The sequence below is a fragment of the Pseudomonas californiensis genome (assembly GCF_021147775.1).
Classification (GTDB): Bacteria; Pseudomonadota; Gammaproteobacteria; order Pseudomonadales; family Pseudomonadaceae; genus Aquipseudomonas; species Aquipseudomonas californiensis.
Genome location: NZ_JAGTPK010000028.1, coordinates 43,112 through 58,394, shown reverse-complemented (window position 1 = coordinate 58,394; position 15,283 = coordinate 43,112). Strand labels below are relative to the sequence as shown.

Genomic DNA, 15,283 nt, shown 5'->3' with positions numbered 1-15,283 from the left:
CACGATGCCGTGCGGTTGACCTGTTCATGAACTGACGCACGGGTGTCGTTGACAGCAGAGCAGATGCACACCTTTACAGCGCCGCACCGTTCAGACGCACCAATTGAAAGCAGCGTGGCGAATCATCCCATTCGGGGTGCGGCAGTGCGCGTCAAGGCTGATACCCCTTGTAACACGCGGCCTGCGGCCAATCGAACCGATCCTCACCCTGACTGGCACAACCTCTGCATAGGTTCAATCAACCCCACCTTCAATGTGGTCGGGCCGCCCTGGTTGATCGACGTCGATCGCCAGTCTCGCTGAGACCACAGGGCTACCCAGGCGCATCCGGCAACGTGGCCAGATCGCGCCCATGAACACCCATAAGAGAACAGGCAAAGGCGCCTGGAACCGAAAGGTTCCGGGCGCTTTTTTTTTGCTTCAAAAAACCTGATTGGCCTCGGCCGGGACTTGCTATGAACACCACAGTCTTACCCCTCAACGATGTAAAAAACCTGATCGTCGTCGGCAATGGCATGGTCGGTCATCATTGCGTCGAGCAGTTGATCGCAGGCGGTGCGCTTGATCGCTATCGCATTCACGTGTTCGGTGAAGAAGCACAGCGTGCCTACGACCGCGTGCACTTGTCCGAATACTTCACCGGTCGCGATGCCGAGTCATTGGCAATGAGCGAAATGGCCTTGTACGAACAGGCAGGCCTGACACTGCACCTTGGCGTGCCGGTACTGGAGATCGACCGCGACCGTCGCGAGATCATCACCGCAGACGGCTGCTTCAGCTACGACAAATTGATTCTGGCCACTGGTTCATTCCCTTTCGTACCGCCCATCGAAGGCGCACAGGGCAATTCCCGCCTGGTCTACCGCACACTGGAAGACCTCGACAACATTCGTTTCGCAGCCTCCAAGGCCCGTCGCGGAGTGGTGGTTGGCGGCGGTCTGCTGGGGCTGGAAGCGGCCAACGCACTGAAGTCCCTCGGACTGGAAGCGCACGTGGTCGAATTTGCGTCACGCCTGATGCCAGTGCAGCTCGACGAGCTGGGAGGCGCGGCCTTGAAGGCCCGCATCGAAGCGCTGGGCGTCGGCGTGCATTTGTCCCGCGCCACGCAGTCGATCAGCGATGGCAAGCAATACCGTTATCGCATGAACTTCGCCAACGACGAATTCCTTGAAACCGACCTGATCGTCTTCTCTGCCGGTATTCGCCCGCAAGACGCGCTGGCCCGCCAGTGCGAGCTGGAACTGGGTCCACGAGGCGGCATTGCGATTGACGAACACTGCCGCACCAGTGATGCCGACATTTACGCCATCGGTGAATGCGCAGCCTGGAACGGCAGCGTGTTCGGTCTGGTCGCGCCTGGCTACCAAATGGCCCGAGGCGTTGCTGCGCAACTGTGTGACATAGACACCGAGTCATTCTTCGGCGCCGACATGTCCACCAAGCTCAAACTGCTGGGCGTGGACGTCGGTTCGATTGGCGACGCCCACGGCGCGCTGGCGGGTGCCGTCAGCTACCGGTACATCGACGAGGCCACTGCCAGCTACCGCCGCCTGGTGGTATCCGCCGACGGTAAACAGGTGCTGGGCGCGGTACTGGTCGGTGACAACAGCTATTACGACACGCTGCTGCAATACGCTCAAAATGGCATTACTCTGCCCGCTGATCCTGCGAGCCTGATCCTGCCTCGCGGTGAAGGCGCGCCAACGTTGGGCCCGGACGCGCTGCCCGCCACCGCGACCATCTGTTCATGCCACAACGTCAGCAAGGGTTCCATCTGCTCGGCCATCGACAACGGTTGCACTGACCTTGCGGGCATCAAGGCCTGCACCAAGGCCGCCACCGGCTGCGGCGGTTGCACGGCATTGCTCAAGCAAGTCTTCGAGCACGAATTGATCGCTCGTGGCGTCGCCGTCGACAAGAGCCTGTGCGAACACTTCGCCTACACTCGCCAGGAGCTGTATTCGATGGTACGCGTCGAAGGTATCGAAACCTTCGAAGAGCTGCTGGATCGTCACGGTAAAGGCGTCCACGGTTGCGACATCTGCAAACCGGCGGTGGGATCGATTCTGGCGTCGTGCTGGAACCGTCAGATCACTGAGCCTTCGCTGGTGCCGTTGCAGGACACCAACGACACGTTCATGGCCAACATGCAGAAGAACGGCACCTACTCGGTGGTACCGCGCATCCCAGGTGGCGAAATCACCCCGGACGGCCTGATTGCGATTGGCGCAGTGGCCAAGAAGTATGACCTCTACACCAAGATAACCGGCGGCCAGCGAATCGACCTGTTCGGCGCTCAACTGCACGAGTTGCCGGACATCTGGAGCGAGTTGATCGAGGCAGGCTTCGAAACCGGCCATGCCTACGGCAAATCGACCCGGACGGTAAAATCCTGCGTCGGCAGCACCTGGTGCCGTTACGGCGTGCAGGACAGCGTCGCCATGGCGTTGCGAATCGAAGACCGTTACAAGGGCCTGCGCTCCCCGCACAAACTCAAATTTGCCGTGTCCGGCTGCACCCGTGAATGCGCCGAAGCCCAGAGCAAGGACGTGGGTGTGATCGCTACCGAGAATGGCTGGAACCTGTACCTGTGCGGCAACGGCGGGATGCGCCCACGCCACGCAGAGCTGTTTGCCACCGACCTCGATGATGAAACGCTGATCCGCTACATCGACCGTTTCCTGATGCTCTACATCCGCACCGCTGACAAGCTGCAGCGCACCTCTGTCTGGCGCGAAACGCTGGAAGGCGGTCTCGATTACCTCAAAGCCGTCATCCTCGATGACAGCCTGGGTCTCGCCGCCGAGCTGGAAGCGCAGATGCAGCTGGTCGTGGATCGCTACGAATGCGAATGGGCCAACGCCCTCAAGGACCCGGAAAAACTCAAGCGCTTCCGTACCTTCGTCAACGACGGTCGTGGCGATCCGGACGTGCACTTCGTCAAGGAGCGTGCCCAGCGTCGCCCTGCCAAACCTGAAGAACTCACGCTTATCCCATTGTTCAAGGAGGTGGTCTGATGAATTCGTCCGACTCAGCAGTTGCGACTGACAACAACCAGGTTGCGCTTGACCTGCACTGGCAGGCCTTGTGTGGGCGTCAGGACCTGGTCGCCAATTCCGGCGTCGTGGCCTGGCTCGACGGCACGCAAGTGGCGCTGTTCTACCTGCCGGATTCAACTGACGGTGAAAAGCTCTATGCCATCAACAACCGGGACCCCAAGTCGGGTGCCAACGTGATCGGCCGTGGGCTGATCGGCCAGATCGGCGGCGAATGGGTGATTGCCTCGCCGCTGTACAAACAGCACTTCCGCCTGCAGGACGGCAGCTGCATCGAATATCCAGAGCAGCAGCTCGATGTGTGGCCAGTACGCTTCAATGGCCCAAGCGTGGAAATCGCTGTTTAAGCACGCACCACAACGCCTTCGCGGAACCTGACCGCGAGGGCGTTTTCCCGTACAGCCGGTTCACAGGCGGTTTTATCTGTATATCCATACAGATAAAACTTGCCATCAATCCCATCAAAGTCCATCCTTTCAGCCCTCACACCGGTTATTGAAGACGGTAGTCATGCGGCTGTTTCTTTGCGAAAAACCTTCCCAGGCGAAAGACATTGCGGCTGCGCTCGGCGCTACCCGACGTGGCGATGGCTGCTGGGTGGGCGCAAATGCCACCGTGACCTGGTGCATCGGTCATCTGCTGGAAACCGCACCGCCCGACGCCTACGACGCGCGCTACAAGCGTTGGGTACTGGAAGACCTGCCCATCGTGCCGGAAAAGTGGAAGATGCTGGTCAAGCCCAGAACCGCCAGCCAGTTCAAGGCGGTCAAACGCCTGCTGGGCGAAGCCAGGGAGCTGGTCATCGCCACCGACGCCGACCGTGAAGGCGAAATGATTGCCCGCGAGCTGGTCGAGCATTGCCGTTATCGCGGTCCGATTCAACGTCTGTGGCTGTCGGCGCTGGATGACGCCTCCATTCGCAAGGCGCTGGCAGCGCTCAAGCCCGGAGCCGAAACGTTCAGCCTGTACCATTCGGCGTTGGGAAGATCGCGCGCGGACTGGCTGATCGGCATGAACATGAGCCGCCTGTTCACCTTGCTCGGGCGTCAATCCGGTTATCAGGGCGTATTGCCGGTAGGCCGTGTGCAAACGCCAACCCTGCGCCTGGTGGTGGACCGTGATCGCAGCATTGCCAACTTCATCCCTGTCCCTTACTGGGCCATCGACGTCCGGTTGCTGCATGACAATCAGACATTCATCACTCAATGGCGGGCACCGTCTGATGCCTGTGACGACCAGGACCGCTGTCTCAACCAGTCGCTTGCGCAGCAGGCAGCCGAGGCGATGCGCAATGCGGGCAGTGCCCGGCTGATCAAGCTGCGCACCGAACGCATCCGTGAAGCAGCTCCGCTGCCCTTTGACCTGGGAACCCTGCAGGAAATCTGCTCGAAGAAACTCGGCCTTGGCGCGCAGGAGACCCTCGACATCGCCCAGGCGCTGTATGAAACCCACAAGGTCATCACCTACCCGCGCAGCGATTGCGGCTACCTGCCCAACAGCCAGCATGCCGAAGCGGCAAGCATCATCGCAGCACTGGGCAAGGCTGATCCCGGGTTGGGCGACTTGCTGCCATACCTCGATGCACAACGCCGTTCACGGGCCTGGAATGACGCAAAAGTCAGCGCGCACCACGGCATCATCCCCACTGCAGCGGCGCGCAATATCGAGCGCCTGACCGGCAAATACAAAGCGGTGTATACCCTGATCAGAGCGCGCTATCTGGCGCAGTTTCTACCCAACCATGAATATGATCGCACCCAGGCCGATTTTGACTGTGCGGGCCAGGCATTGCGTGCAGTGGGCAAGCAAATCGTCGAGCCGGGCTGGAAACGCGCCATGCCCGAGGCGCTGGCGCCGGCAAAGGGCCGTGAAGCGCCTGCGCCTCAGCCGCTGCCAGCCTTGCATCAGGGCTGCGAGTGCGCAGCTGCCGAGGTAGTCTTCAAGGACCTGTGGACCCAGCCGCCCAAGCCATTCACCGAGGGCGACCTGATCAAGGCCATGAAGAACGTCGCAAAACTGGTGGAAGACCCGCTGCTCAAGCAAAAGCTCAAGGACACCACCGGGATTGGCACCGAAGCCACCCGCGCCGGCATCATCCAGGGCCTGTTGGACCGGGGTTATCTGACCAAGCAAGGCAAGGCGCTGTGCGCCAGCGCTGCGGCATTCAGCCTGATCGACGCTGTACCACGCGCCATTGCCGACCCAGGCACAACCGCAATCTGGGAGCAGGCGCTGGACATGGTGCAGAGTGGCGAGATGAGCCTTGAAGAGTTCGTCGCCAAACAGGCTGCGTGGATGAGCAAACAGGTCAGTCGCTGTGTCGGCATGCGCATGAGTATCACCGGCCCGGCCGGCCCGGCAGGCGTCAAGCCGCCCTGGAAGAAAAAGCGCAAGACAACCAGACGCAGTGCGGCGTCCGGCGAAGCGGCAGGCGCTGACGCGAAAAAACCGCGCCGTGCCGCAAGGCCTGCCGCCAAGAGATAGCGCCCATCGTGCGACGCGCTTTCATAACGGCAGAATCAGATCAGCAATTGCACATTCAGGTGTACCAGCATGTCAGACCGCGAAATCATCGTCCCGCCCACTATGGCGCCCATCATGGACCGCGCAGGCTACGCACCTGCGGTCAGCGTGGGCGACACGCTTTATTGCTCCGGCCAGGTTGGCCGTACACGCGACATGGAAGTCATCCTAAACCCTAAGGCGCAGTTCATCGCCTGCTGGGAGAATCTGCGGACCGTGCTGGCCGAGGGTGGCTGCACGTTTGACGACATCGTCGACATGACCACCTATCACGTCTCGATGAGCGAACACATGCCTGTGTTTCGCGACGTCAAGAATCGGCTGTTCCCGCGTGGCCAATGCGCCTGGACCTGCATCGGGGTCGCCGAACTCGCGCATCCAGGCTTACTGCTGGAGATAAAATGCATCGCCGTGAAACGTCCGGCTGAAGCGCGTTGAACCGGCCTTGAGCAGCCTGCTCATTTCAGCTGTCCACCAAAACGGGTCTTCAACTGCTCCAGCATGGCGGTATCGGTGCGTTCAAAACGCAGCGGCGTGACTGAAACACCGCCATTCATGACGACATGGGTTTCGCTGCCGGGAGCATCCGCCAGGTCATGGCGATGTATGCTCAGCCAGAAATAGTCACGCTCGCGCATGTCGGTACGTGACGTCACCTCCAGAGCGTCGATCCGACCCGCTCCTTGTGTGGTGAACTGCATTGGCCCTGCTTCTGCCGCAGCAACGTCCGGAAAGTTGATGTTCAGACAACTGCCTTGCTCCCAGCCCGTGCCCCACACCTTGCGGATCACATCTGGCGCCAGTTGACGCGCGGTATCCCAGCGCACCGAGTCCCGGCGCGTGAGAGCCTGACTCAACGCAATCGATGGCACGCCCAATAGCAGCCCTGCCATGGCCGCGCCGACTGTACCGGAAAATACCGTTTCAACCCCCAGGTTGGCACCCTTGTTGATGCCAGACAGGATCAGTTGCGGCGGCTGCTTCATCAACTGCTTGAGGGCCATCGCAACACAATCAGCAGGTGTGCCGGAAACCGAATACTTGCGTTCGCCACGCGCCGTGACGCGCAACGGATGGTGAATGCTCAACGCATGCGAGATGCCGCTCTGATCATGATCAGGCGCGACGATCCACACCTCATCGGCCAATTCACGAGCGACGTCTTCAAGCGCCAGAAGCCCCGGCGCGTCGATGCCGTCATCATTGGTGATCAGAATTCGGGGAAGTTTTTGAAAGGACATGGGGGCTCCTGACATTTGAACCGCAGGGGAAAGAGAAACGTAAGCTGCACAGGCAATCCACTCAAGGAACTGGCGTCGGAATGTATTACCGCTCCGGCATACGGAGCGGTGTTCGCACCCTTTTCAAATCATGACCTGTGCTTGCACGTCATGTGTTTACGTGGGCAAGAAGCAGAGTTGAACGGTCTGGTCGAGGTTACAGGCTGGAACGCAATGGAATTTCATGCCGCGAGGATTCGGTCTGCGTATCGTCCAGCCCGACCATTTCGTCGTAGACAACGCTCTGGGTCAGGAACAACTTCACGTCGGGTACCGATGAGAGCACTTTGCGTGCCTCTTCAACGGATGCCACATGAAGAGGCTCACCATGTGAGTCATGCACGGGCAAAGACTTGCCGTCAAATTGCGCGTGCAGGACGTAGGAACCGCCTTCCATCGAGACCAGATTGAGTTCGCGAATCTCGCCAGCTTTCACACGACTGGCCAAATCTTGAATGTTCAAAGTCACACCTCCGTGGGCAGTCTGGGAATCAGTGCCTTACAGAAGTTGAGCGTCCGGGACGGCGAACGTTCCGTTGTGTTTATCGCAGCGGGCCTGCTTTGCATGCACAAACGTTCGGCAATGACCTGCCACTCGACAGATCACTTGGCCAACAGCTGCGCAGCGTCGAAGCCCATCCGCAGATTGCCCCAGTGGCGCCCCTCGAAGAAGAATGGAACATCAATCTCGGTCATGATTTCGCCGGTGTCGCGCAGATAGGTCTGCAACAGGAAACGCTGTTTGTTACCCGCTGCACGCAGGCCGACAGGGTCGGCAAACATCCGTTTGTTCCGGCACACCGGCAGATCGACTGCGCGGTCGCCCGTGGGAGGCCTGGATACCCAGCTGTTGTTGACTGGGCAATAGCCTTTGCTGTCGACGATGAACGACACCTTGCCACCGCGTGTGCCTTTGGTCAGCTTGTCGCACTCCTCCTGACAGATCTGGGCAAAGCGCTCGGTGTAAGTGGTCGTGTACTGTTTGGGGTCGGTACCCGGAATCAGTTTGTAGCTCTGATCAAACAGGTTGACGCCACTTTTGTGCAGTGCGCCAAGACGCTCCTGCAAAATGTCACGGCAATTGCTGGCCCGAGTGATTGCGGCGTCCAGCTCGCCATGCCCAAGTACAAAGCGCCCCAATAACGCCTGCACACGCTCTGCCACGCCTGAAAGGTCGCGAGTGGCAGTGGCGGAATGTTGCATGCGCTGGTCAATCGCCTGGCTGTCGGCATAAATCCGCGTGACGCGATCATTGATGCCGGTGTTGGTGTTCGCAAATTGCTGGATGTGCGAGGCAATGTCGGCCAGCTTGCCGTTGGTGGACTCGAAGTCACCGATCATGGTTTCGAAATGGCCGGAAGCGCGTTCGACCACCATCTGGGTTTCCCGCGCGCTCTGGCTGATCTGGGTCGTCTGTTGGTGCGTCGAGCTGACTTCTTGCAGCATCGCATCGATGTTTTGGGAGATATCGTCGGTGGCGCGGCTGACGTTCTGCGCCAGCGTACGTACCTCGTCGGCCACCACGGCAAAGCCGCGACCACTTTCCCCGGCGCGCGCTGCTTCAATGGCCGCGTTGAGCGCCAGCAGGTTGGTTTGCGAAGAGATCTGCTGAATCAACCCGACGATAGCCTTGATGCTCGATGAACGTTCATTCAAGCCTGCTACCAGCGCACCGAACTCGTTGAGACTGCTGGATATCTGGCTGATATTGCCGGTCACTTCCAGCAGCTCTGCGTAAGAGTCACGCGCCATGCTCAGGTTGTGCGCGGTGGTAATGGAAATACCCTGGGTCTGCTGGGATACGTCTTCGATACTGCCCACGGCCATGTTGCTTTGGTCCATGACTTCCTTGGAAAAACGCGCCTGATCGGTGGCGCTGTCGCTGGAGTCACTGATGTTCTTCAACGAACGTGCCGACTCGACTGCGATTTGCACGGTCAACGCCTGAATACTGCTGATGACTTCGCGCTGCTTGGCCAGAAAGCGGTTACAGGTGCTGGCCAACACGCGAATTTCGTCGTGGGTCAGCAGCGGCAGGTCCTTCGACAGATCGCCTTCGCCGTTGGCGATCTCTTCAAGCGCCCGGGTCATGAACATTACTGGTCGTACGATCAGGTGGCGGAAGTACCAGACCATGAAGCTGATCATGCACAGGGTGAACAGCGTGCTGATCAGAATGGCGTTGCTCAGCACGTCCAGCTTGCTCTGGACAGCGGCCAGCGCGACGCTTTCAAGCTGTGCGCCGCGCAGTTGCAACAGAATGTCGGCGCGAATGCTCAGGGCGAACCAATACAGCAGACCACTGACGACCACCAGTAGAAAAAGGCTTGAGAGCTTTTTGGTCAGGGTGTCAAAAAATTGCTTTTCGACCGACTCGTACAAGTCCTTTAACGTCTGCATGCCGCTGCTCCTGGGCGTGAAAGTTGTTCACTTGGTTAACGTCGATTAGTGCAAAAGCTTTAATCAGCGATGCAAAAACTGCGCGGCTCTCTCTTCGAACACCTGTAGGTCCTTCGAAGGGGGAGCCGCGCAGCGACCTTAAATTGACGTCAAGCTTTGGCGCGCAAGAATACTAGAGGTCAAGGCCTTTTGATATCAAAGAGTAAAGCGATCGACTGACTGCGAGAGCTGCCCTGCCAATGCCGACAATTCATCTGTAGTGGTGGCGGTCTGACCGATGACTCGGCTGTTACCTTCGGACATGTTCGCGATCATCTCCACCTGATGGGCAATCTCGTTACTGGCCAGGCTTTGCTCGCCAATGGTGCGCGTGATGTCGTTGACCAGTTGCGTGGTACTCAAGGTTGCATCGAGAATCTCGCGTATGGCGCGCTCGACCTCTGCCGTGACAGCCATGCCCTTGTCCACCTGAGCAACGCCAGCCTCCATGCTGGTCACCGCTTCGCGGGTGCTGTTCTGAATTCGGGCAACCATGCTGGCAATTTCCTGCGTGGAAGCGCTGGTGCGACCTGCCAGGCTGCGAACCTCATCGGCCACCACAGCAAAACCTCGGCCCTGTTCGCCCGCACGCGCGGCCTCAATGGCCGCGTTGAGCGCCAGCAGGTTGGTCTGGTCAGCAATCCCCTTGATTACCTGAATGATGTTGAAGATCCCTTCAGACTCTTTGTCCAGTGTGCGGATTACCTGCGCGGACTGCTGCGCAGAGCGGGCAATGCCGTCCATGTCACTTACTACCTGATGGATAACGCGACCGCCGTTCTGGGCAAGCTTCTCGGCCTGGTTGGCCATCTCCAGCGCCTGTTCGGCGTGACGAGTGATTTCTTCGATGCTCGCAGTCATTTCGCTCGCGGCGGCCGACATCGTGCCTGCTGCGGTACTTTGCTGCTGACTGCTGCTGGCAATGTCATGACAACCGCTGCTCAATTGCTGGCTCATGCCACTGACCCCATGAGCATTACCGCGCACGACCTCGATCATCCCGCGAAGATCGCGCTGCATGGTCGCCAGACTGCGAATCAACTGGCTGGCCTCATCACGCCCGACAGGCTCTTCGATACGCTCACCGAGGTTGCCATGAGCAATGCTGTCGGCAATACGGCTGGCGGTCTGCAAAGGTTTCATGATGCTTCGCGTCACCCAATGACCCTGACTGATCACCATCAACAACGCGATCACCAGCACCACGCCAAGTGTGACATTGGCACTGCGAATTGCCTCGCGGGTCCCCTCACCGCCGGCCTTGGCATTGCCTTCGATCAGCTCGCTCAGGCTGGACATCTGGTCTTCCAGCTTGGTGAAGGCGGTCGAGAATGTACCCAGTTCCTGCTGAGCACGGTCCGGGTTGTCCACTGCCAGGCCAACGATACGTTCGCCAGTGCTGATGTACGTGTCGAGACTGGGCTTGATCCGGTTCAGCTCAGCCTTGAGGGCGTCGTTGACGGGAAGACTGAGATTGTCGCCAAGGACCTTGCGAAAATGCTCCGCATGCTCTTTCAGCGAGGCCAGCACCTCTTCGCGTGAGGTGTCGCTTTTGCCCAGCCCCACCAGCATGGCTGACAGCACATCCGCGCGAAGCGCATCGTGCATCATGTCCGCCTCAAGATGGTTGCTCAGCGCAGCCATGCTGACTTCATTGTCCTGCATGGCGGCTTCCATCCGGGCGTTACCCAGGTAGTTGACCGCGCTGATGATCACGGCGGCGAGGACACTGGTACAGATCAGCAACAACAAACGTAGCTTTATCGACATCCTGAAGCCCCCTGCGGTCAATGGAATAACGCGAGCTGCGGATTACTGTGGTACCAAGCGTATCGACGCCCTTCGTCAGTTATTTGAATTCAAGAGCAATGCCTGACTGGCACGCGAACCGAAGTAAAGATCCGCGGACCGCAGGACTTCCGGCCGCACAAGCCCGATGCCCCGCTCCGGCCACGTCACTCGAACTGCTGGCGATTTTCCGGAGTGATCAGTTTGAACGGCACCCAAATCACAGGAGACGCCAGCGTTTCACCACGCGCCATCTGCAACGCCGCGTCCACGGCGCCGTTGGCCTGGCCAATCGCGTCCTGAAACACGCTGACAGCCATCTTGCCGTCGGCCATCAGTTTCAAGCCGTCCGGCGTGCCGTCGATGCCGCCCACAAGATAGCTCTGGGCGTTCTTGCCAGCCTTTTCGAGCCCCATGATTGCGCCAATGGCCATTTCATCGTTGTTCGCGGCAATAATGGAAAAGTCCACGCCCTGCTTGACCCAGTCGATCACGATGGTGGCAGCCTGGCTGCGCTCCCAGTTGCCGATCTTCTTCTGCACCACTTTCATGTCCGGGTACTTGGCCACCACTTTTTCCACGTCTTCGGTGCGCATCACCGATGACTTGTTGCTTGGGTCTCCCACCAGAATGACCACGTTGCCCTTGTAATTGGCGCGACGGGCGAGCTCTTCCATTTGCAGGGTGCCGGACTCAAGCTCGTCGGAGCCGACGAATGCGGTCTGCGCAGGCCACTTGGCAGGTTCAGGATTACGGTTGACGAACACCAGCGGGATTTTTGCTTCGTTGGCCAGCCGGATCATTTCCGGAGCGCTCTTGCCGTTGACCATGGCCACCACTATCGCGTCCACTCTGGAACTGACCAGATTGCGAAACTGGCGCATTTGCAGCTCCACATTATCCTGGCCGTTTTCCATGAAAATATCGGCGTCCAGCAGCGCAACCTGCTTCTCGACACCGTGGCGCAGAATGGTCTGGAAGTTGTCGTTGAACTTGGCCATGCCCACGCCAACCAGCGGCGTAGCGGCCTGGGCGATGCTGGCAACCAGCAGGCTGGCGCTCAGGGAAATCGATAACCATTGCTTCATGTTCTGACTCCCGGGCGTTAAACGCTGAAATGATGGAGCAGCTCGCGCTGATCTCGGGCCATTTTCGACAGCCCCTGACTGCTGCTGGCAGTCTGCTCGGCACCATCGGCCGCTTGCTGGGCAGAATCGTTGATGTGCGTGACCATACGGCTGGTTTCCTGCACCGTCGCACTTTGTTGCTCAGTGGCGGCCGCAATCTGGATGTTCATGTCGCGGATGGTGCCGACCGCCTCACCCATTTCCAGCAACAACTCGTCAGCGCCCGAGGCCAGCGTTACACAGTGGTTGGACTGGACCTGGCTTTCATTCATGACCTGCACCGCCGAATGAATCTTGCTCTGCATCTGGCCGATCATTTCCTGGATCTCGCTGGTCGATGTCTGGGTACGGCTGGCCAGCGAACGGACCTCGTCGGCCACGACGGCAAAGCCCCGCCCCTGCTCGCCGGCACGCGCAGCCTCGATCGCGGCATTGAGCGCCAGCAGGTTGGTCTGTTCGGCGATGGTGCGAATCGCATCGACGATGCCGTCGATGTTCTGTCCGTATTTCTGCAACTCGTCGGTCACGGCCGAGGCCTTGTTGACCTGCTCTGCCTGCTGACGAATATTGACGATGGTTTCAGCCACACGCTTCTGCACCTTGTCCGTCAGTTCGCTGGTGTTATCCACCGCGCTGCGCGTGTCCTGAGCCCGACGAGCAACCTCCTCCACGGTGCTCTCCATCTCGTTCATCGCCGAGGCCGCCGAGTGCAGGCGGTCTTTCTGCTCGTCCACCACCCGAGTGGTCTGTTCGCTGATCCGGGCGTTCTGGCTGGCGGTCTCCGCCAGCGTGTCGGCCGAGCCGATCAACTCGCGGAACGTTTGCTGCAACGACTGGGTGAATTCATTCAGATGGCCACCCAGCTCACCGAATTCATCCTTGCGGCTGACATCGAAACGCACACGCATGTCGCCGGTGGTCAGCGTCTTGAGCACCTCGCGGAACGCCGCCAGCGGACGACGCAGACTGAACGCAACCCAGGTACCGATCACCACTGCAGCCAGGACCGCAAGCACACAGGCGATCAACAACAGGCTGAGACTGGTGGCGATGGTTGAATCGGCGTCGGCCTTGGCTTCATTGGCCACTGCAAGGGACTGATTGCCAAACTCGCCGATCTTGTCCAGGGTCGCCTGAAGGCGGGCTTCCACGGCCTGACGCTGTTTGCTGACCTGGTCGGCGAGTGCCGCCTCCTGGCGATAAGCCTGATAGACCCCGTCACTGCCTGTCAGATCATTGAGCAGCCGGTTGACCATCACGCCGGCAATACGGCCAGCGCGCGGGTCAACTGCTGTCAATTCACGGGCACGTGTGTTGATCACCTCGTCTTGCAGATTGAGCACGCGCTGCAATGTCTGAATGTCGGGCGTGGCGGCATGCGCGGCCAGTCCCTCATAGGATTTACCGATTTCCAGCAGCAGCTTTTCGGCTGCGGCGACGTTCTCGGCGGCACCGGCATTGCGTTCGCGGGCAATGTAATCACGCAGGTAGCTGCTCAGTTGCACACCCTGGCTGTTGCTGTAGCCCTGCAAAATACGGGCTTGAAGGATCTGCAGCACATGCTGTCGATGGCTGGCGATCAACGTCTGCGCCTGTTCGGCATAGGCAGCACTGAGTTGCCGGTCCTGAGCCAGGTTGTCACGCAGCTCGGCGCGATCTCCGATGTAGGCGGGAATGCTGTCGAGCAGTTGATTGAAACGCGCCATGCTGTCATTGAACGGCTGCTTGCCGTCGTCAATCTGCTTGGGTTCAGTGCTCACGAGAACACCCAGCAACGCCTGGTTGGCGCGCAGAACATGCACATAAAGCTCACTTGCGGCCCGACTCAACGGCGCAGACTGGCCGGTGATAATGCTAAGGCGGTCGCTGATCGAGTGGGTACTCTGGTAGCTGATGCCTACCATGACGAGCAACACCACCACCAATACGGCAAACCCGCCGATCACTCGCTGAAGAATGGTCATGGCTGTCCTCTTTGTTTTTATTGTGCGCTGCCTGGTCCGCAGCTGCGGAGAAGGCAGCGCGGAATCGGTCGGAGCTCAAGAGAGAATGTCGGCGTGCACAGGCGCGACTTGAGGCGAAACAGGCATTATTTCGAGGTAATCGGTGATTGCCTGAAACCGTGTCAGGCAATTCCTTTTTGCAGCAATGGCTTAGCGGAAATGACGGGCGACGGCATCCGGTGCGCTGGGCACATCCATGTTGATCCGGCGCCAGGCCGCCTGGGCAAAGCTGTACACCGAAAACGCGATCAGGCCCAGGGCGACAATCAACAGCACCAGGCCGCCAGCGGGAAGACTCTGCAACCCATTGAGTGCGTCTTTCATCCCCGGCGGATGCATGGCCTGATAGCTTGAGCCGCTGACCGCCAACAGCACCGAGATCTCGATGAACGCTACGCCGCGGGCGATCAACCCGAAGCGCGAGACAGGACGCACGTAGCGCATGACATCCTCGTCGGCTTCAAAGTACTTTTCGAACGACGCCTTGTAGCCTTTGATGATGTGCACGATACCCAGCGCCAGCGGCACCAGTGCGACGACATACACCAGCAGATTGGAGTGATCCCAGGAGAGGATGCGCGACAGCAGGTCTTGCGTCTGACCGCCACCTGAACCGCCCGAGGTCTTGAGGCCGCTGACCAGCAGGCCCAGCGCGAAGAAGGCCAGTGCGCCATAGGTGAAGCCACCCACCAGCAGACCGCCGCGGATAATCAAACCCTTGGGCGTGCTGCCGTGATGGTCGACATCACGGGTTGCCTGCAGCACACGCCAGGCGGCAAACGCCAGCAGCCCGACCACCACCAGCCCCACCAGCACGCTGCCGAAGGGCTGACTCAACAATGCCTCAAGGCTGCTGTGGCTGTCGGTGGGCTGCGAAGAGCCCTGCGCCGCCAATACGGCGAACAGACCGATGATGAGATAAACAACTCCACGGGCGGCATAACCACCTCGTGCCAACAAAACAAGGCCGCGTTGTGCCGACATAAAAAGGTATTCCTTGAAAGTAGTGCATGAGCAGACCCGCCATATCCCTGGGGGTTCGACCGGATTGACGGTACGCAGCGAAG

General features: G+C 59.4%; 11 protein-coding genes and 2 pseudogenes. 4 read left to right on the top strand and 9 right to left on the bottom strand.

From position 1 onward, the window contains the following. Positions 1–455 precede the first annotated feature (455 nt). The 4 genes from nirB to KDX37_RS22005 all read left to right on the top strand — a co-directional run bounded on the left by nirB (position 456) and on the right by KDX37_RS22005 (position 6,017). Positions 456–3,017 (top strand): nitrite reductase large subunit NirB, encoded by a 2,562-nt coding sequence (gene nirB / locus KDX37_RS22020; protein WP_231655139.1) that lies wholly within the window; start codon positions 456–458, stop codon positions 3,015–3,017. After that, a complete protein-coding gene (nirD, locus tag KDX37_RS22015) occupies positions 3,017–3,403 on the top strand; it encodes a nitrite reductase small subunit NirD (RefSeq protein ID WP_231655138.1) in 387 nt (128 codons plus the stop codon). The genes nirB and nirD overlap by 1 nt, the downstream gene beginning before the upstream one ends. 163 nt (positions 3,404–3,566) lie before the next feature. After that, positions 3,567–5,540 carry a DNA topoisomerase III gene (locus tag KDX37_RS22010; protein ID WP_231655137.1) on the top strand — a complete coding sequence of 658 codons (1,974 nt, stop codon included), beginning with the start codon at positions 3,567–3,569 and terminating at the stop codon, positions 5,538–5,540. Positions 5,541–5,609: 69 nt separating this feature from the next. Continuing rightward, positions 5,610–6,017 (top strand): RidA family protein, encoded by a 408-nt coding sequence (locus KDX37_RS22005; protein WP_231655136.1) that lies wholly within the window; start codon positions 5,610–5,612, stop codon positions 6,015–6,017. A gap of 20 nt (positions 6,018–6,037) precedes the next feature. Here KDX37_RS22005 and surE read toward each other — a convergent pair whose 3' ends face one another. The 9 genes and pseudogenes from surE to KDX37_RS21970 form a co-directional block, all read right to left on the bottom strand. Beyond that, entirely contained in the window at positions 6,038–6,820 is a 783-nt protein-coding gene (gene surE / locus KDX37_RS22000; RefSeq protein ID WP_231655135.1) for a 5'/3'-nucleotidase SurE, read from the bottom strand. A gap of 196 nt (positions 6,821–7,016) precedes the next feature. Then, positions 7,017–7,328, bottom strand: a complete 312-nt coding sequence (locus KDX37_RS21995; protein WP_231655134.1) for a DUF6482 family protein — start codon at positions 7,326–7,328, stop codon at positions 7,017–7,019. Between the two features lie 134 nt (positions 7,329–7,462). Further along, on the bottom strand, positions 7,463–9,259 hold the full coding sequence (locus tag KDX37_RS21990; protein ID WP_231655133.1) for a methyl-accepting chemotaxis protein: 1,797 nt from the start codon (positions 9,257–9,259) through the stop codon (positions 7,463–7,465). Between the two features lie 195 nt (positions 9,260–9,454). Then, positions 9,455–10,180, bottom strand: a complete 726-nt coding sequence (locus KDX37_RS29850; protein ID WP_406643087.1) for a methyl-accepting chemotaxis protein — start codon at positions 10,178–10,180, stop codon at positions 9,455–9,457. Positions 10,181–10,312: 132 nt separating this feature from the next. Next, a pseudogene (locus tag KDX37_RS29845) lies at positions 10,313–11,068 on the bottom strand (HAMP domain-containing protein); the annotation flags it as partial. Positions 11,069–11,253: 185 nt separating this feature from the next. Next, positions 11,254–12,174: a substrate-binding domain-containing protein gene (locus KDX37_RS21980; protein WP_231655131.1), complete on the bottom strand. Its 921-nt coding sequence runs from the start codon at positions 12,172–12,174 to the stop codon at positions 11,254–11,256. A 17-nt stretch (positions 12,175–12,191) separates the two neighbouring features. Further along, entirely contained in the window at positions 12,192–12,947 is a 756-nt protein-coding gene (locus tag KDX37_RS29840; RefSeq protein ID WP_406643085.1) for a methyl-accepting chemotaxis protein, read from the bottom strand. 99 nt (positions 12,948–13,046) lie between these two features. Beyond that, a pseudogene (locus tag KDX37_RS29835) lies at positions 13,047–13,469 on the bottom strand (HAMP domain-containing protein); the annotation flags it as partial. A gap of 897 nt (positions 13,470–14,366) precedes the next feature. Further along, positions 14,367–15,200: a DUF1206 domain-containing protein gene (locus KDX37_RS21970; protein ID WP_231655129.1), complete on the bottom strand. Its 834-nt coding sequence runs from the start codon at positions 15,198–15,200 to the stop codon at positions 14,367–14,369. Positions 15,201–15,283 lie beyond the last annotated feature (83 nt).